Genomic DNA, 14,669 nt, shown 5'->3' on the forward strand with positions numbered 1-14,669 from the left:
GCCACTGCGCTTGATTGATGCCCCTCAAGCACACTCCTAAGGTAGCTCCACGACAGCGAACCTCGTGGAGTGAGCATGACAACAACAATATCCCCCGAATCGCGCTGGACGCGGCGGCGCGACGAGAAGCAGCGGCGCCTCGACAAGGTGCGCGGGCTGGCCGACGGTGCGGTGTTGCCCACCGACAGGATCGTCGCGGCGCTCGAAGCGCTGATTCATCCGGGCGACCGTGTGGTGCTGGAGGGCAACAACCAGAAGCAGGCGGATTTCCTTTCCCGCGCCCTGGCCAAGGCCGATCCGCAGAAGCTCCACGATCTGCACATGATCATGCCCAGCGTCGGTCGTTCCGAGCATCTGGACCTGTTCGAACGCGGCATCGCCCGCAAGCTCGATTTCTCCTTTGCCGGCACCCAGAGCCTGCGCATCAGCCAGTTGCTCGAAGACGGTCTGCTGGAAATCGGCGCGATCCACACCTACATCGAACTCTACGCCCGGCTGGTGGTGGACCTGATCCCCAACGTCGTGCTCTCGGCCGGGTTCATGGCTGATCGTGCCGGCAACATCTACACCGGCCCGAGCACCGAAGACACCCCGGCGCTGATCGAACCGGCAGCGTTCAGCGACGGCATCGTCATCGTTCAGGTCAATCAGTTGGTGGACGATGTCAGCGAATTGCCTCGCGTCGACATTCCGGCGTCGTGGGTGGATTTCGTGGTGGTGGCGGACAAGCCGTTCTACATCGAGCCGCTGTTCACTCGCGACCCGCGTCACATCAAGCCTGTGCATGTGTTGATGGCGATGATGGCGATTCGCGGGATCTACGAAAAACACAACGTGCAGTCGCTGAACCACGGCATCGGTTTCAACACCGCCGCCATCGAACTGATTCTGCCAACCTACGGCGAATCCCTTGGCCTCAAGGGCAAGATCTGCCGCAACTGGACACTCAACCCGCACCCGACGCTGATCCCGGCGATTGAAAGCGGCTGGGTCGAAAGCGTGCATTGCTTCGGCACCGAACTGGGCATGGAGAACTACATCGCTGCTCGCCCGGACGTGTTCTTCACCGGCCGCGACGGTTCGCTGCGTTCCAACCGGATGTTCTGCCAACTGGCCGGGCAATACGCGGTGGACCTGTTCATCGGCGCAACCTTGCAGGTCGATGGCGACGGCCATTCCTCCACGGTCACCCGTGGCCGCCTCGCCGGTTTCGGTGGCGCGCCGAACATGGGCCATGACCCGCGCGGTCGCCGTCACGGCACCCCGGCCTGGCTCGACATGCGCCACGACGATTCGCAGCAGCCGATGCTCGAACGGGGCAAGAAACTCGTGGTGCAGATGGTCGAGACGTTCCAGGAGGGCGGCAAACCGACCTTCGTCGAAACCCTCGACGCGGTAGAGGTGGCGAAAAAAAGCGGCATGCCGCTGGCGCCGATCATGATCTACGGCGACGACGTCACCCACCTGCTGACCGAAGAAGGCATCGCCTACCTGTACAAGGCGCGCTCGCTGCAAGAGCGTCAGGCGATGATCGCGGCGGTGGCCGGCGTCACCGCCATCGGCCTGCGCCACAACCCGAAAGACACCGAACGCATGCGCCGTGAAGGCCTGATCGCCTTGCCCGAAGACCTTGGCATCCGCCGCACCGACGCCACCCGCGAACTGCTGGCGGCGAAGAGCGTGGCCGATCTGGTCGAGTGGTCCGGCGGCCTCTACAACCCGCCTGCCAAGTTCAGGAGCTGGTAATGCACGCACTCAACCTGCAACCCAAACCCATCACCCTCGCCGAACGGCTGGCGGACCTGGCCGTGGACGCGCTGATCGACGAAGCCGACCTGTCGCCGAAACCGGCGCTGGTCGACCGGCGTGGCAACGGTGCCCACACCGATTTGCACCTCGGATTGATGCACGCCTCGGCGCTGGCATTGTGGCCGGCGTTCAAGGAAATGGCCGAAGCCGCGCTGGAGTTCGGCGAGCTCGGCTTGCCGCTGCGCGAAGCCATTGGCCGCATCGGCCGGGAAGGCGAGCAAGCGATGCTTGCCACCACCCACGGCGTGAACACCCATCGTGGGGCGATCTGGGCGTTGGGCCTGCTGGTCACGGCGGCTGCGCTGGATACGAAGTCCACCGGTGCTGGCGCCGTCACTCTGCGCGCGGCGCGTCTGGCGTTGCTCGATGACCGTTATGCGCCGCGCCCACTGAGCCACGGCGCCCAAGTCGCGCAACGCTACGGCGCTCGGGGTGCCCGGGAAGAAGCGCAACTCGGCTTCCCGTCGGTGGTGCAGCGTGGCCTGCCGCAGCTCAAACGCAGCCGCGCCGCCGGTCATGGCGAACAGAACGCCCGGCTCGATGCCTTGCTCGCAATCATGACCGACCTGGCCGACACCTGCGTCCTGTACCGCGCCGGCGAACAGGGCCTGCACGCCATGCAGCACGGCGCCCGGGCGGTGCTTGATGCGGGTGGCAGCGCCAGCCTCACCGGTCGCCGTCGCCTGCACGAACTCGATCAACAACTCATCGCATTGAATGCCTCGCCCGGTGGCGCCGCCGACTTGCTCGCCGCCAGCCTGCTGCTCGACCGGATCGAGCGCGACGGCATCCTTCAGGGAGCGTTTTGATGGAAACCTTATCCTTTGAATTCCCCGCCGGGCAGCCGCCGCGCGGTCGGGCGCTGGTCGGTTGTGTCGGCTCGGGCGATCTGGAAGTGCTGATCGAACCGGGCCTGGCCGGCAAGCTGACGATCAATGTGCAGACTTCGGTCAACGGTGCACAGCTGCGCTGGCAGCATTTGTTTGCACGGATGTTCGACGGCACCACGCCACCGGCGATGGCCATCGATATCCACGACTTCGGCGCGACCCCGGGCGTGGTGCGCCTGCGGCTGGAACAAGGCTTCGAGGAGATCGGCCATGACTGACACCTCGGCACTTTTGCACAAGCACAGCTTCGTCGAACTCGGCGCCCGGCAGCGGGCGAAAGCCTTGCTCGACACCGGCACCTTCCGCGAACTGCTCGACCCGTTTCAGCGCGTCATGTCGCCGTGGCTGGAACGCCAGGGCGTGGTGCCCCAGGCCGATGACGGCGTGGTGATCGCCAAGGGCAGCCTCGACGGTTTGCCGGTGGTGATCGCGGCGATTGAAGGTGCGTTTCAGGGCGGCAGCCTCGGCGAAGTCGGCGGGGCGAAGATCGCCGGCGCGCTGGAACTGGCCGCCGAGGACAATCGCAACGGCATCGAGACTCGCGCCATCCTGCTGCTGGAAACCGGCGGCGTACGCTTGCAGGAAGCCAACCTTGGTTTGGCGGCGATTGCCGATATCCACGCGGCGATTGTCGATCTGCAGCAATACCAGCCAGTGGTCGGTGTGGTGGCGGGCAGCGTCGGCTGTTTCGGCGGGATGTCGATTGCCGCCGCGCTGTGCAGCTACTTGCTCGTGACCCAGGAAGCACGCCTCGGTCTGAACGGCCCGCAGGTGATCGAGCAGGAGGCCGGGATCGAGGAATACGACTCCCGCGACCGCCCTTTCATCTGGAGCCTGACCGGTGGCGAGCAACGGTTTGCCAGTGGTCTGGTGGACCGTTATGTCGCCGATGACGTGGCGCAGATTCGCCGGCAGGTCGGCGAGTTGCTGCAACAGGGCCTGCCGGCGCAACCGCGCAGTCAACGGGCCGAGTGGTTCCTGCAACGCCTGACGAGCCTGGACACTGACAAGCAAATCGAGCCTTCGCTGGTTCGCGATCTGTATCAAGGAGAGCGCTCATGAGTGGTTATTCCGTGCGCGGTTTGAACTGGTTCAACGCCTTGAGCGCTGGCGCGAAGGTCGCTGAAGGCTTGCCGCCATCGCTGAAGGTCGCCGACGGGCCACTGGGGCGTTTTATCGCCGTGGTCGCCGATCCGCACAACCGGTTCCCTCGTGCTCGCAATGGCGAAGTCGGTTTGCTCGAAGGTTGGGGCCTGGCCAAGGCGGTGGATGACGCGATCAGCGCCGACCTTGACCAAACACAAAAGCGCCCGTTGATCGCCATCGTCGATGTGCCGAGCCAGGCCTACGGTCGCCGCGAAGAAGCCCTCGGTATTCATCAGGCCCTGGCCGGTGCGGCGCACGCTTATGCCCGTGCGCGGCTGGCCGGGCATCCGGTGATTGCGCTGCTGGTGGGCAAGGCCATGTCCGGAGCGTTTCTCGCTCACGGTTATCAGGCCAACCGCTTGATCGCCCTGCGTGATCCGGGGGTGATGGTGCACGCCATGGGCAAGGCGTCGGCGGCGCGGGTGACCTTGCGCAGCGTCGAGGAACTGGAAGCTCTGGCGTCCAGCGTGCCGCCGATGGCCTATGACATCGACAGTTATGCCAGCCTCGGGTTGCTCTGGGAAACTTTGTCGGTGCAGCAGATCGAACAGCCGACGGCGGAGGATCTGGCACGAGTCAGCGAATGCCTGAAGCAAGCGATCGGCGATATTGGCGCGACGGATTTGAGCCATCGTCTCGGCGCGAAAAATCGCGAAGCCTCCAGCCGCGTACGTGAATTGCTGAGGGCGCAGTGGTGAACACGCCTCTGGCCCACGACCTGCTGTGGGGCATGACGCCGGCGCAGTTGCCGGCGGATGCGCCGCAGTGGGCGATTGACTCGCTGAGTGCCGGGCAACCGGTCGTGGTGCGCCGGGCGTTGAGTGAGGATGGGTTGATCGCGGTGGGCGTGCGCGGTCGGTTGCGCGAGCAGCGGCTGGCGGCGTTCATGGCGCTTGATTCGATTGCTTGCCGGGTCAGCCCGGAAGCCCTTTGTCAGGTCGAGAGCGAGCGTGATCTGCCGGTCATGCAGGCGCTCCGGCAACTGCGGCCGGTGCTCGATGATTGCGGTTGGATTTGGGGTGTCAGCGGCAGTGTCGGGTTTGAGCTGGCCAGTGGATTTACGGCGATGCACGAACGCAGCGATCTCGACTTGATCCTGCGAGCGCCGCAACGGATGACCCGCAATCAGGCGCGTAAATGGGTCGCGGTTTTCGATCAGGCGATCTGCCGGGTCGATCTGCAATTGCAGACGCCGTTCGGTGCCGTCGCCCTGCGCGAATGGGCTGGAAATGCTTCGCGGGTGCTGCTGAAAAACGCCCATGAAGCCTGTCTGGTGTCTGATCCGTGGAACCCGCAGGAGCAGGCAGCGTGAGCAGTCTGCTGGTGTTTCCCGGTCAGGGCGCGCAGCAGCCCGGCATGCTCCAGCGTTTGCCTCGGGAAACGCTGATCGAGGCCAGCGATAGCCTCGGTGAGGATGTCTGGCGGCTGGATTCCAGCGAAGCGTTGCGCAGCACCCGGGCGGTTCAGCTCTGCCTGCTGATCGCCGGGGTCGCAGCCTCGCGGCAGTTGTTGCAGGACGGACTGGCCGCAGATTACGTCGCCGGCCTGTCCATCGGTGCGTATCCGGCAGCAGTGGTCGCCGGCGCGTTGAGCTTCAGCGATGCGCTGCATCTGGTCAGCCTGCGTGGCGAGTTGATGCAGCAGGCTTATCCACAGGGCTTTGGCATGACCGCGATCATCGGCCTGCCATTATCCACCGTCGAAACGCTGCTGGCGCAGGTGCACAGTGCAGAAGCACCGGTGTACCTGGCCAACATCAACGCCGATAACCAGCTGGTGATTGCCGGCAGCGACAAGGCGATGCAGGCGGTCGCCGAGCGGGCACGCGCTCGTGGCGCCGGTCTGGCAAAACGGCTGGCGGTCAGCGTGCCGTCGCACTGCCCGTTGCTGGATGAACCCGCGCAAACCCTCGCCGAAGCTTTCGCCGAGGTAGAACTGAAAACACCGCAAATCGCTTACCTGAGCGGCAGTCGCGCCAGGCCTGTGACCCAGGTGGAAGCGCTGCGCGACGATCTCGCCTTCAACATGTGCCGCGTGGTGGACTGGCGCGGCACCGTGCAAAGCGCTTACGAGCGCGGCGTACGTTTACAGATCGAACTGCCGCCCGGTGCGGTGCTGACCGGGCTGGCGCGCCGGGTGTTCGAACAGGGGACTGTCGCTGCCTTCGACAGTGCCCGGCTCGACACCTTGCAGGCGCTGTTGCGTGAAGAGGAGGGCCGACGACCCTAAATCACCGACTCAGGCTTCGAACAACAAAAACAATTCGACGATGCACTTTGAGGACTACAACAATGATTATTTACGGTGTGGCGTTTCTCGCCTTTTGTACGCTGGTGGGTGTCTGGGTCGGTGAACTGCTTGGCAAGTTGATCGGCGTGCCGGCCAATGTCGGCGGTGTCGGTATTGCGATGCTGCTGTTGATCGGTTTGGGCAGTTACTTGAATAAAAGTGGATGGCTCAAGGGTAAGACCGAGCAGGGTGTCGAGTTCTGGAGCGCCATCTACATTCCGATCGTGGTCGCCATGGCGGCGCAGCAAAACGTTTACGGCGCGCTGAAGGGCGGGCCGATGGCAATCCTCGCCGGAACGCTCGCCGTAGTCATCGCCTTTGCCTTGGTGCCGGTGCTGGTGCGCCTCGGTAACAAGAAACCGGCGCCGATCACGCCTGCCAAGACTGCGGGGTGAGCGCCATGTACGAATCAATGATGAAAGTCATCACCGGCTACGGCTTGATCAGCGGTTTCCTGATTGTCGGCCTGACCATGTGGGTGTCCTACTGGATGTCCACCACCTTCACCAAGGGCCGTTTGCATGGCTCGGCCATCGCCATTTTGCTCGGGTTGGTGCTGTCGTATGTCGGCGGTGCACTGACGGGGGGGCAGAAAGGTGTGGTGGACATTCCTTTGTTGTCGGGTATCGGTTTGCTCGGCGGCGCCATGCTGCGGGACTTCGCAATTGTTGCCACGGCGTTTGGCGTCAGCGTCGATGAGCTGAAGCGGGCCGGGTTTGTTGGTGTGCTGGCGTTGTTTGTCGGCGTGGGCACGTCGTTTGTGGCCGGGGTCGGTGTGGCGATGGCATTCGGTTATACCGATGCGGTGAGCCTGACCACCATTGGCGCAGGAGCGGTGACGTACATCGTCGGGCCCGTGACGGGGGCGGCGATTGGCGCGAGTTCCGAAGTCATGGCGCTGTCGATAGCGGCCGGATTGATCAAGGCGATTCTGGTGATGGTGATGACGCCGTTCGTGGCGCCGATGATCGGCCTGAACAACCCGCGCAGTGCGGTGATCTTTGGCGGATTGATGGGGACCTCCAGCGGCGTGGCCGGCGGGTTGGCGGCGACGGATCCCAAGCTGGTGCCTTATGGCTGCCTGACAGCGGCGTTCTATACCGCACTTGGGTGTTTGCTCGGGCCTTCGGTGTTGTTTCTGCTGATGCGTGGGTTGATGGGCTAGGACGATGGTGGGTTGTCATTCCCACGCTCTGCGTGGGAACGCCTCAATGGACGCTCGGCGCCCGCTTTGGGGACGAGGCGTCCCGGGCTGCATTCCCACGCGGGGAACGATCATTGGGTGGCCTGGCGATTGGCGTACATCCGACACTCCGCCAGCAACGCCAGCAGATTCGGATCCCGCTCCTTGGCCTTCAGGAACACCACGCCAATGTGCTGCTGCAACCGGTATTTCTCCTGCAACGGAATCAGCTTCACCCGGTTCTCGTACACCGCCGCAATCCTGCCCGGCAGCAACGCATAACCAACCCCGGAGCTGACCATGCTCAGCAGGGTGAAGATGTCGTTGACCTGCATCGCCACCTTCGGCTCGAACCCCGCCTGCCGGAACACCCGGATGCCGTCCTGGTGGGTGGCGAAGCCTTGGGTGAGGGTGATGAAGGTTTCGTCGCGCACCTCGGCCAGATCCACTTCGCTGCGTTGGGCGAAGCGCGAATCGGCCGGAGTGGCGAGGAAGATGTCGTCGGAAAACAGCGGAATCTGCTCGCAGTCCGGGTCGTTGACGCTGTCGTCCAGCGACACCAGAATCGCGTCGACTTCCATGTTTTTCAGCTTGTAGAGCAGGTCGATGTTCGAACCGAGGATCAGGTCGATGTTGAGTTCGCTGCGGCGGATCTTCAGGCCCATGATCAACTGCGGCACGGTTTTCACGGTCAATGAATACAGCGAGCCGAGCTTGAAGCGCTCGGCCGAGAACCCGGCCGCTTCGCGGGTCAGGCGCACGCTTTCGACCACGTCCTGAATCAGTTTCTGCGCCCGCTCTTCGAGCACGTAGGCGCTTTCCAGCGGTGTCAGGTTGCGGCCTTCGTGCTTGAACAGCGGGCAACGCAGGGCGCTTTCCAGCGAATGGATCGCGCGGTGCACGCTGACGTTGCTGGTCTGCAACTCGGCGGCGGCGCGGGCGAGGTTGCCGGTGCGCATGAAGGCGAGGAACACCTCGAGTTTCTTCAGGGTCAATTCTTCGTCGATCAGCATGGCGCGGACTCTTCTTGGTATCGCTCGATTGTGCCCAAATATCAGGACAGGTGCAGGCCCGCGTTGAACGCAAACATTGCGCTTTTACGCTCAAGGCCCGAGCCTTGCGCGCTGCGGTAAATGAAATCGAGGTGTGCGACACATGTATCACGGAGAAAAACTGAACGCCTGGACCCATCTGGTCGGGGCGGTAGCGGCGTTTGTCGGGGGCGTGTGGATGCTGGTGATTGCCAGCCTCGACGGCAGCCCGTGGAAGATCGTCAGCGTGGCGATTTACGCCTTCACCTTGCTGGTGCTCTACAGCGCGTCCACCGTGTACCACAGCGTGCGCGGGCGCAAGAAAGCGATCATGAAGAAGGTCGATCACTTTTCGATCTACCTGCTGATCGCCGGCAGCTACACGCCGTTCTGCCTGGTGACGTTGCGCGGGCCGTGGGGCTGGACGCTGTTCGGGATTGTCTGGGGGCTGGCGCTGATCGGCATTCTGCAGGAGATCAAGCCGCGCTCCGAGGCGCGGATCCTGTCGATCGTGATCTACGCCGTGATGGGCTGGATCGTGCTGGTGGCGGTCAAGCCGCTGATCGCGGCGCTGGGGACGACGGGGTTTGTCTGGCTGGCGTCGGGCGGCGTGCTGTACACCGTGGGGATCATCTTCTTTGCCCTCGACCATCGGTTGCGCCATGCCCACGGGATCTGGCATCTGTTCGTGATCGCCGGGAGCCTGCTGCACTTTGTGGCGATTCTGTTTTATGTCCTTTAAGGGCGCATCAGTCGGTCGAGTTGTTCCCGGGCGCGCTGACTGAAGATCTGCAGCAAATCATTCAGGGTATGCGGCAAAGGTTCAGTGGCGCGGGTCACGGCGTACAGCGTGATCGGTAGCGGCGGGGCGAGAGGGCGGATAGAGGTGGTGGCCGTTGAGGCACCCAGCGCGGTGAACGGATCGATCACCGCCACCCCGGCGCCGGATTCCACCATCGCCCGCGCCAGTGAGTAAGTCTGCACGGCGATCCGCACACGCGGCGGCGGTTCGACCGCTTCAAGATAACTATCGAGGCGGGCGGCCAGTGGATCGGCGCTGGACAGCCCGATCAGCGGCGCTCCCGCCAACGCCATCAGCGGCAACGGCTGACCGGCCTCTTCCTCCGGCCAATAACCTTTCGGCGCCAGCGCCACCAGCACCCCCGAAGCCAATGCCTGGGCCTTCAGCCCCGGATGGTCCGGCAACTGCAACGTCAGGGCCACGTCCACTTCGCGCATCAGCAGGTTCTGCATCAGCTCGCGGCTGTGGGCGCTCGACAGTTCGCAGGCGATGTCCGGGAACTGCGCCGTCCATTGCCGGATCGCCGGCGGCAGCAACGACAGCGCCAGCGCCGGGGTCGCGCCGATCCGCAGGCTGTGACCGGGTGCGCGGCGCAGGCTCTGGGCCAGACGCCGCACGCCTTGCAGGCTTTCGGTGACCTTGTCGACTTCGCGCTCCAGCTCCAGCGCTTCCGGGGTCGCCTGCAACTTGCCGCGCACCCGCAGAAACAACGGAAAGCCCAGCTGCTGCTCGGCGTGCTGCAGCACCTTGGTCACCGCCGGTTGCGATACGTGCAGCAACTGCGCAGCGGCGCTGACCGAGCCGGTTTGGCGAATGGCCTGGAAAATCTCGATATGACGAAGGCGCATGACGATCCCATAACCTTTGTTTATAGGTCTGGCATCTTTATTCATTGTTCGGCGCCTGTCACCTCATCCTAACCTCGGCCTCGTCTTCAAAAAGAATCAAGGACGGACATGGCTCAGCGTGTGTGCATCATTGGCGGCGGCGTGATCGGGTTGGCAACGGCCTGGGCGCTGGTGCGCGACGGCTTCGAGGTGACGGTGGTCGAGGCGCGGCAGTCGCTGGGCAGCGAAACCAGTTTCGCCAACGGTGGCCAGTTGTCCTACCGCTACGTTGCGCCGCTGGCCGATGCCGGCGTGCCGTTGCAGGCAATCGGCTGGATGCTGCGCGGCGATTCACCGCTCAGGTTGCGCCCGCGCCTGGACCCGGCGCAGTGGCGCTGGATGGCCTCGTTTCTCGCCGCGTGCCGCACCTCGGTCAATCGTGAAAACGCCGCGCATCTGTTGCGTCTGGCGCTGTTCAGCCAGAGCACCCTGAAACGTTGGCGCGAGGACGACGGATTGGTCGGTTTCAACTGGCGGCGCAACGGCAAACTGGTGACCTTCCGCAACGCCGCCAGCTTCGAGCATGCACGCAAAGGCCTCGCCGATCCGCAGCAACAGCAGGTGTTGTCCGCCACCGAATGTGCGCAACTGGAACCGGCACTGACCGATGCGCCGTTCGTAGGCGCGATCTACACGCCGGATGAAGAAGTCGGCGACTGTCATGGCTTTTGCCAGCAGTTGGCGGCGCGCTTGAAGGCGTCGGGTCGCTGCGAGTTTCGTCTCGGCCAGCCAGTCACCGGCATCCGTCACAGCCACGGCGCCGTCACGGCCATTGAACTTGGCGACGAAACCCTGCCGGTCGAACAACTGGTGATCGCCGCCGGCCATCGCAGCCCGTTGCTGGCGCTGCCCGGCCTGCGCCTGCCGCTGTACCCGCTGAAGGGCTACAGCCTGACTGTGCCGATCGGCAACGCACACCGGGCGCCAGATGTGAGCATCACCGACTACGACCGCAAGATCGTCTACGCGCGTATCGGCGAACAACTGCGCGTGGCGGCGATGGTCGATATCGTCGGTTTCGACCCGGCGGTGGACCCCGAGCGACTGGCGCTGATCAAGCGTCACGCCCGCGACACCTTTCCCGACGCAGGCAACTACGATGCGGCCGTGGAGTGGGCCGGCATGCGCCCGGCCACGCCCACCGGCGTTCCGCTGCTGGGCGCCACGGCGTATCGCAATCTGTGGCTCAACCTCGGCCACGGCGCGCTCGGTTTCACCCTGGCCTGCGGCAGCGGGCAGTTGCTCAGCGAACTGATTGGCGAGCAGCGCACATCCATTGATCTGCACGGGTTCAATCCCCGTGCGGCGTGACGGTTTCTGCTAAAACACCCCACCCACAACGGAGAATAACAATGCAAAAAATCACGTTGCTCGGCTGCACTCTGGCGCTGGTTTTCGGCGCTCAGGCGCAGGCCAATGAAGTGCCGCTGACCGGTACGCTCGGCAAGATCGCCAGCGCCAACAGCATCACCCTGGGTTATCGCGATGCGTCGGTGCCGTTCTCGTATGTGGGCGATCACACCGGCCAGCCAATGGGGTATTCGGTGGAACTGGCGGACAAGATCGTCGAGCGCATCAAGCAGCAACTGGCGTTGCCGGAGCTGAAGGTGAAGTACAACCTGGTGACGTCGCAGACGCGGATTCCGCTGGTTCAGAACGGCACGGTCGACCTTGAATGCGGCTCCACCGGGGTAACCGCCGAACGGCAGAAGCAGGTCGCGTTCTCCTACGGTTTCATCTACGTCAAAGGTCAGCTCCTGACTGCCAGGGACAGCGGCATCAAAAGCTTCGATGACCTGCGCGGCAAGAACGTGGTGACCACCGCCGGCACCACCAACGAGCGCTATCTGAAGAGCTACAACCTCGACCACAAACTGAACATGTTCGTCATCAGCGCCAAGGATCACGGCGAGGCATTCTAGATGCTGCAATCGGGGCGCGCGGCGGCGTTCTACATGGACGATGCGTTGCTCTACGGCGAGCGGGCCAAGGCACGTGATCCGCACAACTGGGTCGTGGTGGGGGAGGAGCAGTCGCGGGAAATCTACAGCTGCATGGTGCGCAAGGATGATCCGCCGTTTCTTGCGCTGGTGAACGGCGTGTTGGCCGACCTGTACAGCTCGGGGGAAATCAACGGGATCTACCGCAAGTGGTTCGAGCAGCCGATCCCGCCGAAGGGCCTGAACCTTGAGTTCCCGATGACCAGCGAACTCAAGGCAATCATCGCCAGACCAACCAGTGATCCGGTGCAGTGACGGGTTAGAAATCACCCCACAGTTGCTGCGCCACCGCCAGCGCCACAACCGGCGCGGTCTCGGTGCGCAGCACGCGCGGGCCGAGGCGGGCGGCGTGGAAACCGTTGGACTTGGCCTGCTCGACTTCGGCGTCGGACAGGCCGCCTTCGGGGCCGATCAGGAACGCCAGCGTCGCAGGCTTGGCGTGGCTGATCAACGGCTCGGCCACCGGATGCAAAACCAGTTTCAGTTCGGCCTGGGTCTGTTTCAGCCAGTCGGCCAGCAACACCGGTGGATGAATCACCGGCACTCGCGAACGACCGCATTGTTCGCAAGCGCTGATCGCCACCTGGCGCCAGTGCTGCAGGCGCTTGTCGGCGCGTTCGTCCTTGAGGCGGACTTCGCAGCGTTCGCTGAAGATCGGGGTGATTTCGGTCACCCCCAGTTCGGTGGCTTTCTGGATCGCCCAGTCCATCCGCTCGCCCCGGGACAGGCCCTGGCCGAGGTGGATCTGCAGCGGCGATTCGATTTGACCGGCGAACTGTTCGTCGATCTGCACCACCACGCGCTTCTTGCCGACCTCTACCAGCGATCCGCGAAACTCGTGGCCGGAACCGTCGAACAACTGCACCGCATCGCCCTCGGCCATGCGCAGCACGCGGCTGATGTAATGCGCCTGGGCTTCCGGCAGTTCGTGTTCGCCGGTGCCGAGCGGGGCGTCGATAAAAAAGCGGGACAGTCTCATTTCGGGTCTCTCTGGTTAGATCGTTCCCACGCACCGCGTGGGAACGAGCCGTCACCTTAAGTGAAAACAATCAGCCCGGATCACGAAACCCGGGATGGAAATCCTTCGGCACCGCCACGCTGACGCTGTCACGGGTGGCAATGTCGATGCCTTCGCTGGCGACTTCGGCGAGGAAGTCGATCTGCTCCGGGGTGATTACGTACGGCGGCAGGAAATACACCACGCTGCCCAGCGGACGCAGCAGCGCACCACGCTCCAGCGCATGCTGGAACACCTTCAGTCCGCGACGTTCCTGCCACGGGTAGGCTTCCTTCGATGCCTTGTCCTTGACCATCTCGATCGCCAGAACCATGCCGGTCTGACGGACTTCCGAAACATTCGGATGGTCCACCAGATGCGCCGTCGCCGAAGCCATGCGCTGAGCCAGTGCCCGGTTGTTTTCGATCACGTTGTCCTGTTCGAAGATATCCAGGGTCGCCAACGCCGCCGCGCACGCCAGCGGATTGCCGGTGTAGCTGTGCGAATGCAGGAACGCACGCAGGGTCGGGTAATCGTCGTAGAACGCGCTGTACACCTCGTCGGTGGTCAGGCACGCGGCCAGCGGCAGATAACCGCCGGTCAGGGCTTTCGACAGGCACAGGAAGTCCGGGCGGATGCCGGCCTGTTCACAGGCGAACATTGTCCCGGTGCGGCCGAAGCCGACGGCGATTTCGTCGTGGATCAGGTGCACGCTGTAGCGGTCGCAGGCTTCGCGCAACAGCTTGAGGTACACCGGGTGATACATGCGCATGCCGCCGGCGCCCTGGATCAGCGGCTCGACGATCACGGCGGCGACGCTGTCATGGTTTTCCGCCAGCGTCTGTTCCATGGCCGCGAACATATTGCGCGAATGCTCTTCCCAGCTCATGCCCTGCGGGCGCAGGTAGCAATCCGGGCTCGGCACCTTGAGGGTGTCCATCAGCAAGGCTTTATAGGTTTCGGTGAACAACGGCACATCACCGACCGACATCGCCGCCATGGTCTCGCCGTGGTAGCTGTTGGTCAGGGTGACGAAGCGCTTCTTGTTCGGCTGGCCGCGGTTGAGCCAGTAGTGAAAGCTCATTTTCAGCGCGACTTCGATGCAGGATGAACCGTTATCGGCGTAGAACACCCGGTTCAGGCCTTCCGGTGTCATCTTCACCAGACGTTCCGACAGTTCGATCACCGGTTGATGGCTGAAACCGGCCAGAATCACGTGTTCCAGCTGATCGACCTGATCCTTGATGCGCTGGTTGATGCGCGGGTTGGCGTGGCCGAACACGTTGACCCACCAGGAGCTGACCGCATCCAGATAACGCTTGCCCTCGAAGTCTTCCAGCCAGACGCCTTCACCGCGCTTGATCGGGATCAGCGGCAGCTGTTCGTGGTCTTTCATCTGGGTGCAGGGATGCCACAGCACCGCGAGATCGCGTTGCATCCACTGGTGGTTCAGGCCCATGTTCAGTCTCCTCGAGGCGGCTCGCGTCAGGCGCGGGCAAACAATCGCGCAAGCCTATGCAATGCGTCGCGCCGGGACAACCCATTGTGTCGAATGAGCTACTTTGTATGGGCCGAGAGACGTCGCTGGCGGCGTTTTGATGGCTGACGTATTCTTCGCGCTTCTTTGGGTCGTCT

15 protein-coding genes and 1 pseudogene are annotated in these 14,669 nt (G+C 63.5%); 12 read left to right on the plus strand and 4 right to left on the minus strand.

The features are described from left to right. The first annotated feature begins 75 nt into the window (after positions 1-75). The 9 genes from mdcA to madM all read left to right on the plus strand — a co-directional run bounded on the left by mdcA (position 76) and on the right by madM (position 7,299). On the plus strand, positions 76-1,746 hold the full coding sequence (gene mdcA / locus L6D81_RS09435) for a malonate decarboxylase subunit alpha (RefSeq protein WP_236178836.1): 1,671 nt from the start codon (positions 76-78) through the stop codon (positions 1,744-1,746). After that, entirely contained in the window at positions 1,746-2,618 is an 873-nt protein-coding gene (locus L6D81_RS09440; RefSeq protein WP_236178837.1) for a triphosphoribosyl-dephospho-CoA synthase, read from the plus strand. Before mdcA ends, L6D81_RS09440 begins: the two co-directional genes overlap by 1 nt. Next, positions 2,618-2,917 (plus strand): malonate decarboxylase subunit delta, encoded by a 300-nt coding sequence (locus tag L6D81_RS09445; protein ID WP_007913697.1) that lies wholly within the window; start codon positions 2,618-2,620, stop codon positions 2,915-2,917. The genes L6D81_RS09440 and L6D81_RS09445 overlap by 1 nt, the downstream gene beginning before the upstream one ends. Further along, complete coding sequence (locus L6D81_RS09450) at positions 2,910-3,761, plus strand: biotin-independent malonate decarboxylase subunit beta (RefSeq protein ID WP_236178838.1); 852 nt, start codon at positions 2,910-2,912, stop codon at positions 3,759-3,761. The genes L6D81_RS09445 and L6D81_RS09450 overlap by 8 nt, the downstream gene beginning before the upstream one ends. Continuing rightward, a complete protein-coding gene (gene mdcE / locus L6D81_RS09455; protein ID WP_236178839.1) occupies positions 3,758-4,543 on the plus strand; it encodes a biotin-independent malonate decarboxylase subunit gamma in 786 nt (261 codons plus the stop codon). The genes L6D81_RS09450 and mdcE overlap by 4 nt, the downstream gene beginning before the upstream one ends. After that, on the plus strand, positions 4,537-5,157 hold the full coding sequence (locus L6D81_RS09460; RefSeq protein WP_236178840.1) for a malonate decarboxylase holo-ACP synthase: 621 nt from the start codon (positions 4,537-4,539) through the stop codon (positions 5,155-5,157). Before mdcE ends, L6D81_RS09460 begins: the two co-directional genes overlap by 7 nt. Then, positions 5,154-6,074, plus strand: a complete 921-nt coding sequence (mdcH, locus tag L6D81_RS09465; RefSeq protein ID WP_236178841.1) for a malonate decarboxylase subunit epsilon — start codon at positions 5,154-5,156, stop codon at positions 6,072-6,074. The genes L6D81_RS09460 and mdcH overlap by 4 nt, the downstream gene beginning before the upstream one ends. Positions 6,075-6,136: 62 nt before the next feature. Next, entirely contained in the window at positions 6,137-6,529 is a 393-nt protein-coding gene (gene madL, locus L6D81_RS09470) for a malonate transporter subunit MadL (protein ID WP_236178842.1), read from the plus strand. 5 nt (positions 6,530-6,534) lie between these two features. Next, positions 6,535-7,299 carry a malonate transporter subunit MadM gene (gene madM / locus L6D81_RS09475; RefSeq protein WP_236178843.1) on the plus strand — a complete coding sequence of 255 codons (765 nt, stop codon included), beginning with the start codon at positions 6,535-6,537 and terminating at the stop codon, positions 7,297-7,299. Between the two features lie 110 nt (positions 7,300-7,409). Here the strand turns inward: madM and L6D81_RS09480 are convergent, their stop codons facing one another. After that, on the minus strand, positions 7,410-8,330 hold the full coding sequence (locus L6D81_RS09480) for a LysR family transcriptional regulator (protein ID WP_236178844.1): 921 nt from the start codon (positions 8,328-8,330) through the stop codon (positions 7,410-7,412). A 142-nt stretch (positions 8,331-8,472) separates the two neighbouring features. Here L6D81_RS09480 and trhA point away from each other — a divergent pair, with 142 nt between their 5' ends. Beyond that, entirely contained in the window at positions 8,473-9,090 is a 618-nt protein-coding gene (trhA, locus tag L6D81_RS09485; protein WP_236178845.1) for a PAQR family membrane homeostasis protein TrhA, read from the plus strand. Here trhA and L6D81_RS09490 read toward each other — a convergent pair. Beyond that, positions 9,087-9,998 (minus strand): LysR family transcriptional regulator, encoded by a 912-nt coding sequence (locus tag L6D81_RS09490; protein ID WP_236178846.1) that lies wholly within the window; start codon positions 9,996-9,998, stop codon positions 9,087-9,089. The genes trhA and L6D81_RS09490 overlap by 4 nt on opposite strands. Before the next feature lie 108 nt (positions 9,999-10,106). Between L6D81_RS09490 and L6D81_RS09495 the strand changes: the two genes are divergently transcribed. Beyond that, complete coding sequence (locus tag L6D81_RS09495; RefSeq protein WP_236178847.1) at positions 10,107-11,348, plus strand: D-amino acid dehydrogenase; 1,242 nt, start codon at positions 10,107-10,109, stop codon at positions 11,346-11,348. Between the two features lie 41 nt (positions 11,349-11,389). Further along, positions 11,390-12,292, plus strand: a pseudogene (locus tag L6D81_RS09500) (transporter substrate-binding domain-containing protein). A gap of 4 nt (positions 12,293-12,296) precedes the next feature. Here the strand turns inward: L6D81_RS09500 and L6D81_RS09505 are convergent. Both L6D81_RS09505 and L6D81_RS09510 read right to left on the minus strand, forming a co-directional pair. Further along, positions 12,297-13,016: a 16S rRNA (uracil(1498)-N(3))-methyltransferase gene (locus tag L6D81_RS09505; protein WP_236178848.1), complete on the minus strand. Its 720-nt coding sequence runs from the start codon at positions 13,014-13,016 to the stop codon at positions 12,297-12,299. A gap of 70 nt (positions 13,017-13,086) precedes the next feature. Next, positions 13,087-14,493, minus strand: a complete 1,407-nt coding sequence (locus L6D81_RS09510) for an adenosylmethionine--8-amino-7-oxononanoate transaminase (protein ID WP_236178849.1) — start codon at positions 14,491-14,493, stop codon at positions 13,087-13,089. Between the last annotated feature and the right edge of the window lie 176 nt (positions 14,494-14,669).

This window comes from Pseudomonas sputi (assembly GCF_021603585.1).
In the GTDB taxonomy this organism is placed as follows: Bacteria; Pseudomonadota; Gammaproteobacteria; order Pseudomonadales; family Pseudomonadaceae; genus Aquipseudomonas; species Aquipseudomonas sputi.

Bases quoted from the DNA above. Each gene is read 5' to 3' on its own strand.
- L6D81_RS09510 (WP_236178849.1), bottom strand. From the start codon at position 14,493: ATGGGCCTGAACCACCAGTGGATGCAACGCGATCTCGCGGTGCTGTGG.
- trhA (WP_236178845.1), top strand. From the start codon at position 8,473: ATGTATCACGGAGAAAAACTGAACGCCTGGACCCATCTGGTCGGGGCG.
- L6D81_RS09495 (WP_236178847.1), top strand. From the start codon at position 10,107: ATGGCTCAGCGTGTGTGCATCATTGGCGGCGGCGTGATCGGGTTGGCA.
- L6D81_RS09450 (WP_236178838.1), top strand. From the start codon at position 2,910: ATGACTGACACCTCGGCACTTTTGCACAAGCACAGCTTCGTCGAACTC.
- madL (WP_236178842.1), top strand. From the start codon at position 6,137: ATGATTATTTACGGTGTGGCGTTTCTCGCCTTTTGTACGCTGGTGGGT.
- L6D81_RS09445 (WP_007913697.1), top strand. From the start codon at position 2,618: ATGGAAACCTTATCCTTTGAATTCCCCGCCGGGCAGCCGCCGCGCGGT.
- L6D81_RS09480 (WP_236178844.1), bottom strand. From the start codon at position 8,330: ATGCTGATCGACGAAGAATTGACCCTGAAGAAACTCGAGGTGTTCCTC.
- L6D81_RS09440 (WP_236178837.1), top strand. From the start codon at position 1,746: ATGCACGCACTCAACCTGCAACCCAAACCCATCACCCTCGCCGAACGG.
- L6D81_RS09505 (WP_236178848.1), bottom strand. From the start codon at position 13,016: ATGAGACTGTCCCGCTTTTTTATCGACGCCCCGCTCGGCACCGGCGAA.
- madM (WP_236178843.1), top strand. From the start codon at position 6,535: ATGTACGAATCAATGATGAAAGTCATCACCGGCTACGGCTTGATCAGC.
- mdcA (WP_236178836.1), top strand. From the start codon at position 76: ATGACAACAACAATATCCCCCGAATCGCGCTGGACGCGGCGGCGCGAC.
- L6D81_RS09490 (WP_236178846.1), bottom strand. From the start codon at position 9,998: ATGCGCCTTCGTCATATCGAGATTTTCCAGGCCATTCGCCAAACCGGC.
- mdcE (WP_236178839.1), top strand. From the start codon at position 3,758: ATGAGTGGTTATTCCGTGCGCGGTTTGAACTGGTTCAACGCCTTGAGC.